Raw genomic sequence first — 18405 nt, forward strand, 5'->3', positions numbered from 1 at the left:
GGTGCGGGGCGGCCCTTCCAGTGTGCCCCGCGCGCGCTGCCGCTCCGGACGGCGCGGAACGCTCAGGGCACAGGGCGCCAGTGCTCGGCGAGGTCACCCCACAGGTAGGCGGTGGTCTCGACGCCCTTGAGGAGCAGATCGAGCTCGACTTTCTCGTTCGGGGCGTGCCAGCCGTCGGACGGGACGGAGATGCCGAGGAAGAGCACGGGTGCGCCGAGGACGTCCTGGAGGTCCGCCGCCGGTCCGGAGCCGCCCTCGCGCGTGAAGCGGACCGGCTTTTCGAAGGCCCGGCCCATCGCGCGGGCGACCGACTGGAGGGCCGGGTGGTCCAGCGGCGTCAGGCACGGGCGCGTGGCCCCGCTGAACGTGATCTCGCAGCGGATCCCGGCGGGCACCTGCTGCTCGGCCCACGCCCGGACGGCCTTCTCCACATGGCCGGGATCCTGGCCCGCCACCAGCCGGAAGGACAGCTTCACCATGGCGGAGGACGGGACGACCGTCTTGCTGCCGGGGCCCTGGTAGCCGCCCCCGATGCCGTTGACCTCGGCGGTGGGGCGGGCCCAGACGCGCTCCAGGGTGGTGTACCCGGCCTCCCCCTGGGTGGCGTACGACTTGGCCGCGCGCAGCCACTGCCGCTCGTCGAAGGGCAGCTCGGCGAAGAGCTCGCGCTCGCGGTCGGTGAGCTCGATCACCCCGTCGTAGAAGCCCGGGATCGCCACGCGCGCGTGCTCGTCGTGCAGGGCGGCGACGAGCCGGGCGGCTACGGTCGCCGGGTTGGGCACCGCGCCGCCGAAGGAGCCGGAGTGGATGTCCTGGTCGGGGCCGTGCAGCCGTATCTCGCACTCGGCGAGGCCGCGCATGCCCGTGCACACCGTGGGGGTGTCCTCGGACCACATGCCGGTGTCGGAGACGATCACGGCGTCGGCGGCGAGCCGCTCGGCGTGCTGCTCGACCAGGGCTCTGAAGTGCGGCGAGCCGGACTCCTCCTCGCCCTCGACCAGCAGCTTGAGGTGCACCGCCGGGGCCGTGCGGCCGGTGGCGGCGATGTGGGCGCGGACGCCGAGGGTGTGGAAGAAGACCTGGCCCTTGTCGTCGGCCGCGCCGCGCGCGTAGAGGCGGTTCTCGCGCACGACCGGCTCGAAGGGTTCGCTGTCCCAGCCGTCCTCGCGGGCGGCGGGCTGGACGTCGTGGTGGCCGTAGACCAGCACGGTGGGCGCCTGGGGGTCGTCACAGGGCCACTCGGCGTAGACGGCGGGCGCGCCGGGGGTCGGCCAGACCTCGGTCGTCGGGAAGCCGGTCTCCTTCAGCTTGGCGGCGAGCCAGTCGGCGCTGCGTCGTACGTCGGGCGCGTGGTCCGGCTGGGCCGACACCGACGGGATGCGCAGCCACTCGGCGAGGTCGTCGAGGAAGGCGGCGCGGTGCTGCTCGATGTACGTACGGACGACACTGTCCGGGGTCTGGCTCATGGTCACGAGCCTATCGGCCCGCACTGACGTCCTCGGAGTGCGGTTCCTCACCGGGCTCTCCGGCGGATTCCGCACCGGATTCTCCCCGGGGCTCCCCGTCGGACGGCTCCTCCTGGAGCAGCCGCTCCAGGTCGGCGCGGTCTGGCAGCTCCTGCGGGCGTACGACCTCACCGGTGCGTACGTACAGGAAGGCGGCCGTGACCGACTCCGGGGGCACGCCCTGCTGCTCGGCCCAGGCGAGGCGGTAGACGGCGAGCTGGAGCGGGTCCGCGGTGCGGGAGCGGTTGGTCTTCCAGTCGACGATCTCGTACGTCGCGTCCTGGCCCTCGCCCTCCTTGTAGACCGCGTCGATACGGCCCCGGACGACGCGGCCGGCGATCGCGAGCTGGAAGGGGGTCTCCACGCGGTAGGGCGTGCGGTGCGCGTACTCGGTGCGCTCGAAGGCGTCCTTGAGGGCCTCCAGGTCCCGTTCGTCCGCGATCTCGGCCTCGCTGCCGGGCAGTTCCTCCGGCTCCAGCATGGGCAGCGTCAGTTCTTCGAAGCGGGCCTCGACCCAGGCGTGGAAGCGGGTGCCGCGGCGGGCGGCGGGCTGGGGCGGGCGGGGCATGGGGCGGGCCAGCTCCTGCGCGAAGCCGTCCGGGTCGGCGGCCAGGCGCAGCAGCTGGGACGCCGTGAGGGAAGCGGGCAGGGGCACTTCGGTGACGCTGTCGCGGGCGCGCAGGAGTTCGCCGGTGAGGGCGTCGAGGTCGCGGTCCCAGGAGGCGATGGTGCGGGCCTCCTCGGGGGTGAGGTGTGGGGGCTCCCCGGGGGTGAGGTGTGGGTGCTCCCCGGGGTGTGGGGGCTCCCCGGGGTACGGGTGCTCCCCGGGGTGCGGGGGTTCCGGCGGGGCCGCCTGGTGAGGGACGGTGGGGCGGCGGTCCGTGGGCCGGGCGGTCCCGACCGCCGGGGGTTCCTCGAAAGTCTCTTCGAAGTCATCGAAGGGGTCGTCGAAGGGGTCGTCGTCGAACGGATCCGGCTCGCCGTACGGAGGCTCGTCGTCCTCGGGCGGCGGGGGCCACTCCGGGTCGTCGAGGGCGTCGGGGTCGTGCACGGCTGCGGGGTGCCCGTCCTCGTGGGACGCGAGGTCCTCCAGGTGGGCCAGGACCGTCTGGGCGGCGGCGCGGCGCCGGGCCATGGCCGTCTCGTCCAGGGGCAGGGGCCACACCTGGTCGGCCGTGTCCTGGTGGAGGGCCGGGTTCTCCGCGTCCTCGGCGGGTTCGTCCGCCCAGACCTCGATCTCGCCGTGGCCGGCCTCGCAGTGCTCGTAGAGGGCCTGGAGGAACGCGGACGGTCCGCGGCGCTTCTTCTGGGTGGGCCCCCACCAGTGGCCGGAGCCCAGGAGGAGGGAGCGGGGGCGGGTGAAGGTGACGTAGCCGAGGCGGAGTTCCTCGGTGTGCTGGTGGTCCTTCATGGCTTCGTGGAAGGCCTTCAGGCCCCTGGCGTCCCAGGAGGCGACGTCGGGCAGGGTGTCGGCGTCGCCGCGCAGTTCGTGCGGCAGGACCTTGCCCTGGGAGGTCCACTTCTCGCGGCCCTGGCTGCTGGGGAAGGTGCCGGTGACCAGGCCGGGGACGACCACGACGTCCCACTCCAGGCCCTTGGACTTGTGGGCGGTGAGCACCTTGACCGTGTTCTCGCCGCCGGGGAGGGCGTTGTCGAGGCCCTTCTCGTACTGGGCGGCGGTGCGCAGGAAGCCGAGGAAGGCCAGCAGGGTCGCCTCGTTGTCGCCGGCGGCGAAGGAGGCGGCGATGTCGAGGAAGTTGGACAGGGTCTCGCGGCGGCGGGCGGCCAGGGCGTGCGGGGACGCCGACAGCTCGACCTCCAGGCCGGTGACGGCGAGGACGCGGTGCAGGACGTCCATCAGCGGGTCGGCAAGGGAGCGGCGCAGCTCGCGCAGCTCGGTGGCCAGCCGGGCGAAGCGCACGCGCGCGTCCGGCGAGAAGGGCAGCCCGTCGTCGTCCCCGTGGCCGTCGAGCGGCGTCTCCAGGAACGTGTCGAGGGCGTCCGCGAGCGAGATCACCTCGGAGGGGTCGACGCCCTCGACGGCCTCGGCGAGGCGGCGGTCCGGGTCGTCGTCGTCCGCCACACGCGCGTGGGCCACCAAGAGCCGGGCGCGGCGCCCCAGGAGGGCGAGGTCGCGCGGGCCGATGCGCCAGCGCGGGCCGGTCAGCAGGCGCACCAGGGAGGCGTTGGCGCCGGGGTCCTGGAGGACCTCACAGACGGCGACGAGGTCGGCGATCTCGGGCAGGTGCAGCAGTCCGGACAGGCCGACGACCTCGACCGGGATGTCCCGGGCCACCAGGGCGCCCTGGATCTCGGCGAAGTCGGTCGCCGTGCGGCACAGGACGGCGATCTCGCCGGGTGCCGTCCCGGTCCGGACGAGGTGGGCGACGGAGTCGGCGGCCCAGTCGATCTCCTCGGCGTGGGTGTTCAGCAGGGCGCAGCGGACCATGCCGTCGCGTTCGGCGCCGGGGGCCGGGCGGAGGGCCTCCACGCCCGCGTGGAGGGCGCGCAGGGGCTCCGCGAGGCCGTTGGCGAGGTCGAGGAGGCGGCCGCCGCTGCGGCGGTTCTCGCTGAGCGCCTGGCGGGTCGCGGGGCGGCCGTCGGCGTGGGCGAAGTGCTCGGGGAAGTCGTCGAGGTTGGCGACGGAGGCGCCCCGCCAGCCGTAGATCGCCTGGCAGGGGTCGCCGACGGCGGTGACCGGGTGGCCGGTGCCCTCGCCGAACAGGCCCGCCAGGAGGACGCGTTGGGCGACCGACGTGTCCTGGTACTCGTCGAGCAGCACCACCCGGAACTCGTCGCGCAGGGCGCGGCCCACCTCGGGGATCTTCGCGAGCTGTGCCGACAGCGCGATCTGGTCGCCGAAGTCGAGCAGGTCCCGCTGGCGCTTGGCGGCCCGGTAGCGGGTCACCAGCTCCGCGAGTTCGCGCCGGGCTGCGGCCGCCTCGGGGACCTTGCGCAGGTCGGCGTTGGTGAGCTTGGCGCCGCGCAGGGTCAGCAGCAGCTCGGCGTCATAGGCGCGCAGGGCTTCCGGGCGGACGAGGTGCTCGGCGAGTTCGGCGTCGAGGGCGAGGAGGTCACCGACCAGATCCGCGAAGGAGCGGGTCAGGGCCGGGTAAGGCCCGGGGGACTCGCGCAGCACGCGCGCGGCGAGCTGGAAGCGGGTGGCGTCGGCGAGCAGCCGGGACGTGGGCTCCAGCCCGATGCGCAGGCCGTGGTCGGCGAGCAGGCGGCCCGCGAAGGCGTGGTACGTGGAGATCACCGGCTCGCCCGGCGGGTTGTCGGGGTCGATGACGTCCGGGTCGGTGACGCCGGCCTTGACCAGCGCCTTCCGGACGCGCTCGGCGAGTTCGGCGGCGGCCTTGTTGGTGAAGGTGAGGCCGAGCACCTGCTCGGGGGCGACCTGGCCGGTGCCGACCAGCCACACCACGCGTGCCGCCATCACCGTCGTCTTGCCCGAGCCGGCTCCGGCCACGATCACCTGCGGGGCGGGCGGCGCGGTGATGCAGGCCGTCTGCTCCGGGGTGAACGGGATGCCGAGGAGCTCCTTGAGCTGTTCGGGATCGGTGATACGGGCGGGCACATCGGAGAGGCTAGCGGCGGCCACTGACAGTGGAGCCCGGGAGCGACCTGCGGGAACGAAGAAACGCAGGTCAGCTCAGTGGTGCGTTAGATCACTCGATGACCTGGCGCCCTTCCTGGCGCGCGCTGCACGAGGCCCGGAACGCGCAGTGCGTGCAGTGCTGCCCGGCGGTCGGCGTGAACCGTTCGTCGAGGACCTTACCGGCGGCCGTGGCCAGCAGCTCGCCGACCCACTCCCCCTCCAGCGGCTCCTGGGCCTGCACCTTGGGCAGGGCCTCGCCGCCGTCGCGCTGGGCGGCGCCCTGCCGGAGGTGGACGAGTTCGGCGCCGCCCGGGTCGGGGCGCACGCCGTCGAAGACGTCGTCGACGGCGCCCTCGCGGACGGCCAGCTGGTAGACGGCGAGCTGCGGGTGGCGCTCCACCTCCTTGCCGGTGGGCGCCTGTTTGCCGGTCTTGAAGTCGACCACGTAAGCGCGGCCGTCGCCGTCGGCCTCCACGCGGTCCATCTGGCCGCGGATGCGCACCTGGTAGTCGCCCGCTTCGAGGGTGACGTCGAAGTCGTGCTCGCTGGCCACCGGGGTGCGCCCGGTGCGGTCCATGACGTGCCACTTCAGGAAGCGTTCGAGCGCCACGCGCGCGTTGTCCTTCTCCTGCTCCGACTTCCAGGGCGCGTCGAAGGCGAGGGCGTTCCACACCGAGTCGAGGCGTTCCATGAGGACGGAGAGGTCGGCCGGGGTGCGCCCGGAGGCGACCTCGTCGGCGAGGACGTGCACCACGTTGCCGAAGCCCTGGGCGGCCGTCGCGGGCGCGTCGGCCTTCACCTCGCGGCCCAGGAACCACTGGAGGGCGCAGGTGTTGGCGAGCTGGTCGAGGGCGCTGCCGGAGAGGACGACGGGCTGGTCTCGGTCGCGCAGCGGCACCTTGGACTCGGTCGGCTCGAACATGCCCCACCAGCGGTATGGATGGGCGGACGGCACCAGGGGGCGGCCGTCCTCGTCGGCGAGGGCGGCGAGCCGGGCCAGGCGGCGGGCGGCGGCCTCCCTCAGGGCGTCGGAGACCCGCGGGTCGACCGTGGTGGCCCGCAGTTCGGCGACCAGGGCCGCGACGGACAGGGGCCGGCGCGGGCGCCCGGTGACGTCCTTGGGTTCGACGCCGAGTTCGGTCAGGAAGCGGGAGGGCTGGTCGCCGTCGTCCGCGGGGGCCTTGACCGCCGTGACGACGAGCCGTTCACGCGCGCGTGTGGCGGCCACGTAGAACAGGCGGCGCTCCTCGGCGAGCAGCGCGCCGGGGGTGAGGGGCTCGGCGAGTCCGTCGCGGCCGATGCGGTCGGCCTCCAGGAGGGAGCCGCGGCGGCGCAGGTCCGGCCACAGACCCTCCTGGACGCCCGCGACGACCACCAGGCGCCATTGGAGGCCCTTGGAGCGGTGCGCGGTCATCAGGCGGACCGCGTCGGGGCGTACGGCCCGCCGGGTGAGGGTGTCGGCGGCGATGTCCTCGGCGTCGATCTCCTCCAGGAAGTTCAGCGCGCCCCGGCCGCCGGAGCGCTCCTCGGCGCGGGCGGCGGTCGCGAACAGCGCGCAGACCGCGTCCAGGTCACGGTCCGCGTTGCGCCCGGCGGCGCCGCCCCGGCGGGCGGCCCGTTCCAGGCGGCCGGGCCACGGCGTGCCTTCCCACAGGTCCCACAGCGCCTCCTCGGCCGTACCGCCGCCCGCCAGCCGCTCCCGGGCCTTGCGCAGCAGCGCGCCGAGGCGCTGGGCACCGCGCGCGTACGCGGGGTCGTGCACGGCGAGGCGCTCCGGCTCCGCGAGGGCCTGCGCGAGCAGGACGTCGGAAGGCGGTGGCAGCGGATTGCCCGCGGCCCGCTCCTCGTCCCGCAGGGCCCGGCCGAGACGGCGCAGGTCTGCGGCGTCCATGCTCGCGAGGGGGGAGGTGAGGAGGGTGAGAGCGGTCTCGGTGTCGAGCCAGCCGGGCCCGGACTCGCCGGAGGGCGGGTCTTCGAGCGCACCGGCCCCCGACACCTCGGCCGTGGCCACCGCCCGAAGTGCCGTCAGCAGCGGTGCGACCGCCGGTTCGTGGCGCAGGGGGACGTCGTCGCCGTCGACGTCCACGGGCACGCCCGCCGCCGACAGGGCGCGGCGGACCGCCGGGATGGTCCGGGAGCCGGCGCGGACCAGGACGGCCATCTCGCTCCACGGGACGCCGTCCTCCAGGTGGGCCCTGCGGAGGATGTCGGCGATGTTGTCCAGTTCCGTCCCGGACGTCGGGTACGTGTACACCTCGACCCGGCCGCCGTCCCGGACGGGTGCCAGCTCGCGATGGGCGCGCACCTTCTCGGCGGGCAGGCGGGTCAGCGGCATGCGCTGGGTCAGCAGCCGGGTGGCGGCCAGCAGGGCGGCGCCGGAGCGCCGGGACGTGCGCAGCACCGCGACGGGGGCCGGGCGGCCGTCCGCGCGCGGGAACGCGTGCGGGAAGTCCAGGATGCCGTTCACGTCCGCCCCGCGGAACGCGTAGATCGACTGGTCGGGGTCGCCGAAGGCGACGAGGGTGCGGCCGCCGCCGGCCAGTGCGTGCAGCAGCCGTACCTGTGCGGGATCGGTGTCCTGGTACTCGTCGACGTAGACGGCGTCGTACCGGGCGGCGAGCCACGCGGCGACCTCGGGGCGGCGGGCGAGGAGCACCGCGCGGTGGACGAGTTCCGCGTAGTCGATCACGCCCTGGAGGTCGAGCACGTCGAGGTACTCGGCGAGGAAGGCCGCCGCGGCGCGCCAGTCGGGGCGGCCCGTGCGGCGGGCGAAGGCGTCCAGGGCGTCGGGCCCGAGGCCGAGTTCACGGGTGCGGGCGAGGACCGCGCGGACCTCGTCGGCGAAGCCGCGCGTGGTCAGGCAGGCGCGCAGTTCGTCCGGCCAGCGCACGTGCGCGAGACCGAGCCGCTCCAGGTCCACCTGGCCCGCGAGCAGTTCCCGCACCGAGACGTCCTGCTCGGGACCGGACAGCAGGCGCAGCGGCTCCACGAACAGGTCGCTGTCCTGGTGGGCGCGGACCAGGGCGTAGCAGAACGAGTGGAAGGTGGTCGCCTGGGGAGCGCGGGCCGCCCCGGTGCGCAGGGCCATGCGGTCGCGCAGTTCGACGGCCGCCCTGCGGCTGAACGTGAGCACCAGGACGCGCTCGGGGTCCCCGCCCCGGGCGACACGCTCGGCCACCGACTCCACGAGCGTGGTCGTCTTTCCGGTGCCCGGACCCGCGAGGACGAGCAGCGGGCCCGCCGCGTGGTCAACCACGGAGCGCTGCGAGGCGTCCAAAAGAGGGGGGTCCACCCGGACAGGAGGGGTACGTACCAATCGGTAAGCGCCACGGCTCCCCTGCCGCACCCGGGGGTGCGACAGGCCGCTGGTGGAGGAAGAGGAGCTCACGTGGTTCGCCGGTCCTGGTGGAAGTGCTGGTGGGCGGGCCACCGCGTGTGGCGGGCGGTGACCGAGGGGTGACGGGGACGCGTGCAGGCGACGCTACGCCGACGGGTGGGGCGGAAGCAGGGCTTCCCCTTCTTCCCGTCTGCCGCTCTACGCACTCAAGGCACGCATGCCCCTCATCTCACGAACGTACGTCATGCCGCCGGTGTGCCCCGATTCCCTCGTTCGGATCAGGGGTCACACGCGAGGCGGTCCGATGGCGGAAGCTGTCAGGTGTGACCCTCCGCGCGTTCACCGCCGTCCCACCGCGCCCGTCTCATGTCGATGTGCGGCAGGTGGCCCTCGGCGGCGCGGCTCGCCTCCTTCAAAGGCGTGCCCTCCGCCCGGTAGTGGCCGAGCGCCCGCTGCTCGTGCCCCGGGAGCAGCACGCCGTCCGCCCGGACGACGCGCCACCAGGGAACGGCTCCCCCGTAGAGCGCCATCACCCGGCCCACCTGGCGGGGTCCGCCCTCCTCCAGCCACTCGGCGACATCGCCGTAGGTCATGACACGGCCCGGCGGAATGCGTTCGGCGACGTCGAGGACCCGCTCGGCGTACTCGGGCAGCGCCTGCGCGCCCTCGTCCTCGTACCGGCCCCCCTCAGGGCTCTGCTCGCTCATCCGCCCCATCCTGCCCCACCCCACCGACAACGAAAGGCGCGTGGTCCCGAGCGTTTCCCTCGCCCGGCAGGAGCGCGTCGGGCAGACTGTCCGCCCCCGCATGTGCACCCTGATGCCCCCGTGTGTCGGTGCGGCATGCCACCATCGTGCGGGCGGTGACCGGTGATACGAGACCAAGAAGAGACGATGAAGCAGCAGGGTGCGCACCCCGAGGACCCGGAGGGCACCTCTGACGCTTCGTCGCGCCCGGGCACTCCGGACGACGACCCGAAGGCCGCCGGGAAGCAGGCCCGGAAGGACGCCGAGGAGGCCGACACCGCGCACATCGACGAGGTGGAGGGCGACGAACCGCTGCTCCCCGCGCGCGTGCACCGCCCGTCCGACCTGATGCGGCTCCTGGTGGGCGTGCTCGCCGTCGCTCTGCTGATCGGGATCGCCGCGTTCGCGCACGGCACCACCTCGGGACTCGAACAGGACATCAACAAGGGCACCGGGCAGGCGCCCGACCTGCTCATCAAGATCGCGGGACTGGCCTCCAGCATCGCGATCCTGCTGGTGCCGGTCGCCTTCGCCATCGAGCGGCTGATCAAACGGGACGGCCTCAGGATCGCCGACGGCGTGCTCGCGGCCGTCCTGGCGCACGGAGTGACGCTTGCCACGGACCTGTGGGTCGCCCGGGCCGCCCCCGACTCCATCCAGGAGGCGCTCACCCAGCCCTCCCCGGGCGACATCCACGCGCTGACCGACCCCGTGCACGGCTATCTGGCGCCGGTCATCGCGTACATGACGGCCGTCGGCATGTCCCGTCGGCCGAGATGGCGCGCGGTGCTGTGGGTCGTGCTGCTCCTGGACGCCTTCTCGATGCTCGTCACCGGGTACACGACACCGTTCTCGATCATCCTGACCGTGCTGATCGGCTGGACCGTGGCCTACGGCACGCTGTACGCGGTCGGCTCGCCCAATGTCCGGCCCACCGGGCAGACACTGATGGCGGGTCTGCGGACCGTCGGCTTCCGCCCGGTCAGCGCCTCTCGCGAGGACATCTCGGACAACCCGGACGCCGGCGACCGGGGCCGCCGCTACTTCGTCACGCTCGAGGACGGCCCGCCGCTGGACGTGACGGTGGTCGACCGGGAGCAGCAGGCGCAGGGCTTCTTCTACCGCGCCTGGCGGAACCTGACCCTGCGCGGCTTCGCCACCCGCAGCAGCCTCCAGTCGCTGCGCCAGGCCCTGGAGCAGGAGGCGCTGCTGGCGTACGCGGCCATCGCCGCGGGCGCCAACGCGCCCAAGCTGATCGCCACGTCCGAACTCGGCCCCGACGCCGTGATGCTCGTCTACGAGCACAGCGGCGGCCGCACCCTCGACTCGCTGCCGGACGAGGAGATCACCGACGACCTGCTGAGCGACACCTGGCACCAGGTGAAGGCGCTCCAGTCCCGGCGCATCGCGCACCGCAGGCTGGTGGGCGACGCGATTCTGGTGGATCGTTCCGGCACGGTGATCCTCACCGACCTGCGCGTCGGCGAGATCGCGGCCGGCGACCTGCTGCTGCGCATGGACACCTCCCAGCTGCTCGTCACTCTGGGCCTCCGGGTGGGTGCCGAGCGGGCGGTGGCCTCGGCGGTGGGTGTGCTCGGCCCGGACGCGGTGGCGGACTGCCTGCCGATGCTCCAGCCCATCGCGCTCAGCCGCTCCACGCGCGCGACGCTGCGCAGACTGGCCCGGGAGCGGGCCCAGCGCGAGCGCGATGCGGTCCTGGAGGCCTCCCGGCAGGCCAAGCAGACGCGCCTGGAGGAGGAGTCGGCCGAGGCCGTGCCCGTCCTGGAGAAGCCCGACAAGAAGGCCGTACGGGCGGAGCAGCGGGCCGAGAAGCGGGCCATCGACGAGGCGTTGGAGGAGGCGCGCGAGGAGGACCTGCTCACGCAGATCCGGCACGAGGTGCTGCGGATCAGGCCGCAGGCCCCGGTCGAGCCGGCCCGGCTGGAGCGGGTGCGGCCGCGCACGCTGATCAGCTTCATCGCCGGCGCGATCGGCGCGTACTTCCTGCTGACGCAGCTCACGCACATCGAGTTCGGGCCGCTCATCGCGAACGCCGAGTGGGGCTGGGTCGCCGCCGCCGTGCTGTTCTCGATGTTCAGCTACGTCGCGGCGGCGATGGCGCTGCTGGGGTTCGTGCCGGAGCGGGTGCCGTTCCTGCGGACCGTGGCGGCGCAGGTCGCCGGGTCGTTCGTGAAGATCGTCGCCCCGGCGGCGGTGGGCGGTGTCGCCCTGAACACGCGCTTCCTCCAGCGCGCGGGAGTGCGGCCGGGGCTGGCGGTGGCGAGCGTGGGCGCATCGCAACTGTTCGGGCTCGGCTGCCACATCCTGATGCTGCTGTCCTTCGGCTATCTGACCGGTACGGAGAAGACGCCGTCGCTGTCGCCGTCCCGGACGGTCATCGCCGGTCTGCTGACGGTGGCGGTGCTCGTCCTCGTGGTGACCTCGGTGCCGTTCCTGCGGAAGTTCGTCGTCACGCGCGTGAGGTCGCTGTTCGCGGGTGTCGTGCCGCGCATGCTGGACGTGCTCCAGCGGCCGCAGAAGCTGATCACCGGCATCGGCGGCATGCTGCTGCTGACCGCCTGCTTCGTGATGTGTCTGGACGCGTCGATCCGCGCGTTCGGCGACGAGTCCACCTCGATCAGCATCGCCAGCGTGGCCGTCGTCTTCCTCGCGGGCAACGCCCTGGGGTCCGCGGCGCCGACACCGGGCGGTGTGGGCGCGGTCGAGGCGACCCTGACGGTCGGTCTGATCGCCGTCGGTCTCCCCAAGGAGGTCGCGGCCCCGGCGGTCCTGCTGTTCCGCCTGCTGACGCTGTGGCTGCCCGTGCTGCCGGGCTGGCTGGCCTTCAACCACCTCACCCGCAAACAGGCGCTCTGAGACGCCCCCGCGACGGCCCTTCAGCACCATCGGCGCCTCCTCCCTCCTACGGCACGCGTCCCGCGCGCCCCGCACCGCGCCGCCGCAGGATGGAACCATGCCAACCCTCCTCCGGCTGCGCGCCGCCGCCCTGACCGCCACCGCCGTGCTGCTGTCCGCCGTGCTGGCGGGCTGCGGGGAGGACGACGCCGAGGACGAGGACCTCACGCGGCAGGAGCTGGACTGGGAGGAGTGCCCGGCCCCCTCCGAGGCCCAGGGCGGAGGCGCTCCGCCCTCGCCCCTGCCGGACGGCGGCGAGTGGCAGTGCGCCACGATAAAGGCGCCCCTCGACTGGGACGACCCCGAGGGCGACACGATCGACCTCGCGCTGATCCGCGCCAGGGCCGGTGACGCGAGCCGGCGCATCGGCTCGCTCATCTTCAACTTCGGCGGCCCCGGCGGCTCGGGCATCACCTCGCTGCCCGCCTTCGCGGAGGGCTACGAGACCCTGCGCACCCGCTACGACCTGGTCAGCTTCGATCCCCGCGGCGTCGGCCGCAGCGCCCCCGTGATCTGCGAGAACGATCAGGAGCTCGACGCGTACTTCCAGCAGGACGGCACGCCCGACGACGCGGCCGAGCGCACCGAACTCCTGGACAGCACCAAGGAGTTCAACGAGGCCTGCGAGCAGAACTCGAAGAGGATGCTGCCGCATGTGCGCACCACCGACGCGGCCCGGGACCTGGACCTGATGCGCCAGGTCCTCGGCGACGGCAAGCTGCACTACTTCGGCATCTCATACGGCACCGAACTCGGCGGCGTCTACGCCCACCTGTTCCCCAGGAGGGTCGGCCGTGCCGTGTTCGACGCCGTCGTCGATCCCACGCAGAACGCCGAACAGGGCTCGCTCGGGCAGGTGAAGGGCTTCCAGCTCGCGCTCGACAACTTCGCCGAGCACTGCGTGTCGCAGACCGAGGAGTGCCCCATCGGCACCAGCGCGCAGGACGTGAAGGACCGTATCGCCAGGCTGCTGAGGGACCTCGACAGCCGGCCCATCCCGGGCGTCTTCCCCCGCGAACTGACCCAGACCGCGGCGACCAGCGGCATCGCGCAGGCGCTGTACTCGCAGGACTTCTGGGAGTACCTCACCGAGGGCCTCCAGCAGGCGTACGACGGTGACGGCAGGATCCTGCTGCTGCTGTCCGACTCGATGAACGGACGCAAGGAGAACGGCGAGTACAGCAACCTCGCCGCCGCCAACTCCGCCATCAACTGCGCCGACGACAAACCCCGCTACGACACCGCCTACGTCGAGCGGAAGCTGCCCGAGTTCCGGGCCGCGTCCGACCTGTTCGGCGACTACCTGGCCTGGGGCATGATCAGCTGCATCGACTGGGCCGTGCCGGGCGCCGCCGACCACCCCGACGTGAGCGCACCGGGCGCGGCGCCGATCCTGGTCGTCGGCAACACCGGCGACCCGGCCACCCCGTACGAGGGCGCGCGGAAGATGGTGGACGCGCTGGGCGAGGGCGTCGGGGTCGAGCTGACGTACCGGGGGCAGGGGCACGGCGCCTACGACAGCGAGAACAAGTGCGTGCAGGACGCCGTGAACGGCTATCTGCTGGACGGAAAGGTGCCGCGGGCGGGGACCGTCTGCACCTGATCCCGGACCAGCCCTGACAAAGGCGCAGGTCAGAAGGTTATCCACAGGCCGGAACGGCCGACGCGGGATCTGCCTACCATGGCCTGATCGCCATCCGCGGCACGGAGCGGACGGCCTGCGAGGGGGGATGGGCACATGACGCGCTTCGTACGGTGGACCGCTCTGGCGGTCGCCTCGGCCCTGCTGGCAGCGGGCTGCGCCGGCGGCTCGTCCGAGGACGACAAGGGCGGGCTCTCCTGGAGTCGCTGCAAGGCCACGGCCGACGCCCCGGCGCCGAGCAGCGAGTGGCAGTGCGCGACGCTCAAGGTGCCGCTGGACTGGTCGGAGCCGGACGGCGAGACGATCGGCCTGGGGCTGATCCGCGCCAAGGCCCGCGGCGACGACCGCGTCGGCTCGCTCCTGTTCAACTTCGGCGGCCCCGGCGCCTCGGGCCTGTCGATGATGCCGTCGTACGCTCCGACGGTCTCCCAGCTCCGCGAGCGGTACGACCTGGTGAGCTGGGACCCGCGCGGGGTGGGCGCCAGCGAGGGCGTGCGCTGCCGCGGCGACAAGGAGATCCAGGCGGCCGAGTCGGTGGACGTCACGCCGGACACCCCCGCCGAGGAGCAGGCCTACTTCGCGGACGCCGCCGACTTCGCCCAGGGCTGCCGGAAGGACGCCGGGAAGCTGCTGGCGCATGTCTCGACCGCCGACTCGGCCCGCGACATGGACCGCATCCGCGAGGCCCTCGGCGACGACAGGATGAACTACTTCGGCATCTCCTACGGCACCGAACTGGGCGGCACCTATGCCCACCTGTTCCCGAAGAAGGTGGGGCGGATGACGCTGGACGCGGTGGTCGACCCCGGCGCCGACACGGTGGGCCATGCCCAGAACCAGGCCAGGGGCTTCCAGCGCGCGCTGAACGGCTACCTCGAATCCACCGGCCAGGACCCGGGCCAGGGCTCCCGGAAGATCGCGGACCTGCTGCGACGGATCGACGCCCGGCCCCTGCCGACGGCCACACCCGGGCGGAAGCTGACCCAGACGCTCGCGGTCACCGGCATCGTCCTGCCCCTGTACAGCAAGGACAGCTGGCCCACGCTGACCAGCGCCCTCGACGCGGCGGAGCGGGGCGACGGCTCGGAGCTGCTGGCCCTGGCCGACGGCTACAACGAACGCGACCCGTCGGGCCGCTACGGCACGACGACGCACTCCCAGCGGGTCATATCGTGCCTGGACGACAGGCAGCGGCCGACCGTGGCCCGGACGAAGCAGTTGCTGCCTCAGTTCGAGAAGATCTCGCCGGTCTTCGGGAGGTTCCTCGGCTGGGACATGGCCGGCTGGTGCCACGACTGGCCGGTGCCCGGGCAGCACGACACGCCGGAGGTGAGCGCGCCGGGCGCGGCGCCGATCCTGGTCGTCGGCAACACCGGCGACCCGGCCACGCCGTACGAGGGTGCGCGCAGGATGGCCGACGAACTGGGCAAGGGTGTCGGAGTGATGCTCACCTGGCGGGGCGAGGGACACGGTGCGTACGGCAGTGGGAGCGACTGCGTCGACTCCACGGTGAACGCGTATCTGCTGGACGGGTCGGTGCCCGAGGACGGCAAGGTCTGCTCATGACGACGGCGGGGGCTTCGGGCACCCGTGGCGCCCGAAGCCCCCGCCGCTCGCAAAGGCAGGCCGGATACGGCTCAGTACACCGGCTTGTCCGGCTCGATCTGGTTGACCCAGCCGATGACGCCGCCGCCGACGTGGACCGCGTCCGAGAAGCCCGCGGACTTCAGCACCGCGAGGACTTCCGCACTGCGGACACCCGTCTTGCAGTGCAAGACGATCTTCTTGTCCTGCGGGAGGCTCTCCAGGGCGGTGCCCATGAGGAACTCGTTCTTCGGGATCAGCCGGGCGCCCGGGATGGAGACGATCTCGTACTCGTTCGGCTCGCGGACATCGATGATGTCGATGCTCTCGCCGTCGTCGATCCACTCCTTGAGCTGCTTGGGAGTGATCGTGGAGTCGGCGGCCGCCGCCTGGGCCTCCTCGGACACGACGCCGCAGAAGGCCTCGTAGTCGATGAGCTCGGTGACGGTCGGGTTCTCGCCGCAGACCGCGCAGTTCGGGTCCTTGCGGACCTTGACCTGGCGGTACTGCATCTCCAGGGCGTCGTAGATCATCAGCCGGCCGACCAGCGGCTCGCCGATGCCGGCGAGGAGCTTGATGGCCTCGTTGACCTGGATGGATCCGATGGACGCGCACAGCACGCCCAGGACGCCGCCCTCGGCGCAGGAGGGGACCATGCCGGGGGGCGGGGGCTCCGGGTACAGGCAGCGGTAGCAGGGACCGTGCTCGGACCAGAAGACGGAGGCCTGCCCGTCGAAGCGGTAGATCGAGCCCCACACGTACGGCTTGTTCAGCAGCACGCAGGCGTCGTTGACCAGGTAGCGGGTCGCGAAGTTGTCCGTGCCGTCGACGATCAGGTCGTACTGGCTGAAGATGTCCATCACGTTGTCGGCCTCGAGCCGCTCTTCGTGAAGGATCACGTTCACGTACGGGTTGATGCCCTTGACGCTGTCGCGGGCGGACTCGGCCTTGGAGCGGCCGATGTCGGACTGGCTGTGGATGATCTGACGCTGGAGGTTCGACTCGTCGACCTCGTCGAACTCCACGATGCCGAGGGTGCCGACGCCCGCGGCGGCCAGGTACATCAGCGCCGGCGAGCCCAGGCCGCCGGCGCCCACACACAGCACCTTGGCGTTCTTCAGCCGCTTCTGCCCGTCCATCCCGACGTCGGGGATGATCAGGTGGCGGGAGTACCTGCGAACCTCGTCTACGGTGAGCTCGGAAGCTGGCTCGACCAGGGGTGGCAACGACACGGGGACTCCGTTGGTCGGTCAATCACTACGGTTGTTCTCCCCGTAACAGTGCCACGCGCTTTTTCATTCCGAGACACCTGTTCCGATACGCGAGACGAATGCGTCCCAGTAGCCGGGCAGGGACCCCCAGGGGTCGGTGCGGCCGCCGCGGTCCGTGCGGTCGGTGAACCAGATCGTCGCGGCGCCCTGCCGGCGGGCGATGCGCAGAGCCTCGTCCAGGTGGGGGCGGGGCAGGCCGTGGACGAAGTGGCAGAAGCGCTCCGGCGGGTGGCCGGCGGTCCACTCGGCCGCCTGCGACCAGCGGTAGTCGCTCCAGGGGCCGGAGAAGGTGACCAGCTGGTCGGCGAGCTCGGCGTAGCCGGGGTTCGGGTGGATGCCGTGGCCGAGGACGATGTGGGCGTCGTCACGGATCACGCGGAGCGTGGCGACCGTGCGGCGGACCTCGGGCAGCCCGGCGTGGTCCGCCGGGCAGCGGTCCAGCAGGAAGCCGTCGACCTGGTACCAGTCGACGAACCGGTGGGCGTCCGAGACCAGTTCGCCGAAGGCCCGGGAACCGTACCGGGTGTCGAGCCGGCCGAGGACGCGGACGTCCGCGTTGCGCAGCCGGCCGGCCGCGTCCAGGCAGTGCGGGTCGGGACGGGCGCCGGGACCGTCCGCCACGTTGAGGACGACCCAGTGCAGCGGGGTGCCGGGACGGGTCAGTTCGCCCCACTCGGTGAGGGCGAGGAGGGGGTGCGCGTAGCCGGGGACGCCGACGCCGGGGCGGAGCTCCGTGCTGGAGGTGCGGGGACGCGTGCTGGTCAGATGCGGCATGCCGCCTCCATCCAGATGTCCGCGAGGGACTCCTCGAGGCCGATCCGGGGGCGCCAGCCGAGCCGGTCGCGCGCGGTGCGCACATCGGCCTGCTGCCAGCTGCCGCAGCCGTCCGGGTACGGGTACGCGACCGGGGGCGCGTGGTCCGGGTCGGGGCGGGGGTGGCCGATGGCCGGGCGCAGGGCGCCGGGCGGGCCGTCGAGCTCGTGGAGGGCGCCGCCGTATCCGGCCACGCGGGCGAGGACCGCTGCGGCGTCGCGCAGCCGCACGGCGCGGCCGGAGCCGATGTTGATGACACCCTGCGCGGCGGAGAGCGAGGCGGCGTGCACGGCGCGCGCCACGTCGCGGACGTCGACGAAGTCGCGCTGCGCGCCGAGGCCGCCGAGTTTCAGCTCGCCGTCGCCGGACTGCATGGCACGGCGCATGGCCTCGGCGAGACGGCCCAGCGGGGAGCCGGCGGGGGTGCCGGGTCCGGCCGGGGAGAAGACCCGCAGGACGACGGCGTCCAGGCCGGAGCCGAGGACCAGTTCGGTGGCGGCGAGTTTGCTGACGCCGTACGGTCCGCCGGGCCGGGGCACGGCGTCCTCCGCCGTGGAGGAGCCGGGCTGGCTCGGGCCGTACTCCGCGCTGCACCCGATCTGCACGAGACGGGCGCCGCAGCCGCTGCGGCGCAGGGCCTCGCAGACGGTGGCCACGGCGACGGTGTTGTGCCGGGTGAGCTCGCGGGCGCCGCCGCGGGTGGCTCCGGCGCAGTTGACGACGACACCGGGGTGGACCGCGTCGAGGAAGCGGGTGAGGGCGCCGGGGCTGCCGGAGGCGAGGTCGAAGCGGACGTCGGCGTCGTCGCCGCGGCCGAGCGCGGTGAGCTGCACGGCCGGGTCGGCGAGCAGACGGTCGGCGACGAAGCGCCCGATGTAGCCGTTGGCTCCGATCAGCAGGACTCTCATCGCGCGGCTCCCGTCGTGGCCGGGGCTCCTGGGTGGGTGGTCATGCGGGTTCTCCTTGAGGGCGGAAGGGAGGGGTGTGACG

Annotated in this window: 10 protein-coding genes; 3 read left to right on the forward strand and 7 right to left on the reverse strand. The window is 73.0% G+C overall.

The annotated features are described in order from the left end of the window. Positions 1-62 precede the first annotated feature (62 nt). The 4 genes from IE255_RS07850 to IE255_RS07865 all read right to left on the reverse strand — a co-directional run bounded on the left by IE255_RS07850 (position 63) and on the right by IE255_RS07865 (position 9150). Positions 63-1466, reverse strand: coding sequence for a dipeptidase (locus tag IE255_RS07850; RefSeq protein WP_190049455.1), 1404 nt, complete (start codon positions 1464-1466; stop codon positions 63-65). A 10-nt stretch (positions 1467-1476) separates the two neighbouring features. After that, positions 1477-5085 (reverse strand): ATP-dependent DNA helicase, encoded by a 3609-nt coding sequence (locus IE255_RS07855; protein WP_190049456.1) that lies wholly within the window; start codon positions 5083-5085, stop codon positions 1477-1479. A gap of 91 nt (positions 5086-5176) precedes the next feature. Next, positions 5177-8494 (reverse strand): ATP-dependent helicase, encoded by a 3318-nt coding sequence (locus tag IE255_RS07860; RefSeq protein ID WP_190049457.1) that lies wholly within the window; start codon positions 8492-8494, stop codon positions 5177-5179. A 266-nt stretch (positions 8495-8760) separates the two neighbouring features. Continuing rightward, positions 8761-9150 carry an MGMT family protein gene (locus tag IE255_RS07865; RefSeq protein WP_229906321.1) on the reverse strand — a complete coding sequence of 130 codons (390 nt, stop codon included), beginning with the start codon at positions 9148-9150 and terminating at the stop codon, positions 8761-8763. A 186-nt stretch (positions 9151-9336) separates the two neighbouring features. Between IE255_RS07865 and IE255_RS07870 the strand changes: the two genes are divergently transcribed. From IE255_RS07870 to IE255_RS07880, 3 genes are all read left to right on the forward strand, one after another. After that, positions 9337-12066, forward strand: coding sequence for a lysylphosphatidylglycerol synthase domain-containing protein (locus IE255_RS07870; protein ID WP_190049459.1), 2730 nt, complete (start codon positions 9337-9339; stop codon positions 12064-12066). A gap of 97 nt (positions 12067-12163) precedes the next feature. Beyond that, a complete protein-coding gene (locus IE255_RS07875) occupies positions 12164-13708 on the forward strand; it encodes an alpha/beta hydrolase (protein ID WP_190049460.1) in 1545 nt (514 codons plus the stop codon). Between the two features lie 135 nt (positions 13709-13843). Next, entirely contained in the window at positions 13844-15313 is a 1470-nt protein-coding gene (locus IE255_RS07880) for an alpha/beta hydrolase (protein ID WP_190049461.1), read from the forward strand. 71 nt (positions 15314-15384) lie between these two features. Here IE255_RS07880 and moeZ read toward each other — a convergent pair whose 3' ends face one another. The 3 genes from moeZ to IE255_RS07895 form a co-directional block, all read right to left on the reverse strand. Next, positions 15385-16563 carry an adenylyltransferase/sulfurtransferase MoeZ gene (moeZ, locus tag IE255_RS07885; protein WP_190049462.1) on the reverse strand — a complete coding sequence of 393 codons (1179 nt, stop codon included), beginning with the start codon at positions 16561-16563 and terminating at the stop codon, positions 15385-15387. A 63-nt stretch (positions 16564-16626) separates the two neighbouring features. Then, entirely contained in the window at positions 16627-17376 is a 750-nt protein-coding gene (locus tag IE255_RS07890; protein ID WP_190049463.1) for a spherulation-specific family 4 protein, read from the reverse strand. Further along, positions 17364-18323 (reverse strand): NAD-dependent epimerase/dehydratase family protein, encoded by a 960-nt coding sequence (locus IE255_RS07895; RefSeq protein WP_086560583.1) that lies wholly within the window; start codon positions 18321-18323, stop codon positions 17364-17366. Before IE255_RS07895 ends, IE255_RS07890 begins: the two co-directional genes overlap by 13 nt. Positions 18324-18405: the final 82 nt, after the last annotated feature.

The sequence above is a fragment of the Streptomyces lomondensis genome, assembly GCF_014651035.1.
GTDB lineage: Bacteria > Actinomycetota > Actinomycetes > Streptomycetales > Streptomycetaceae > Streptomyces > Streptomyces lomondensis.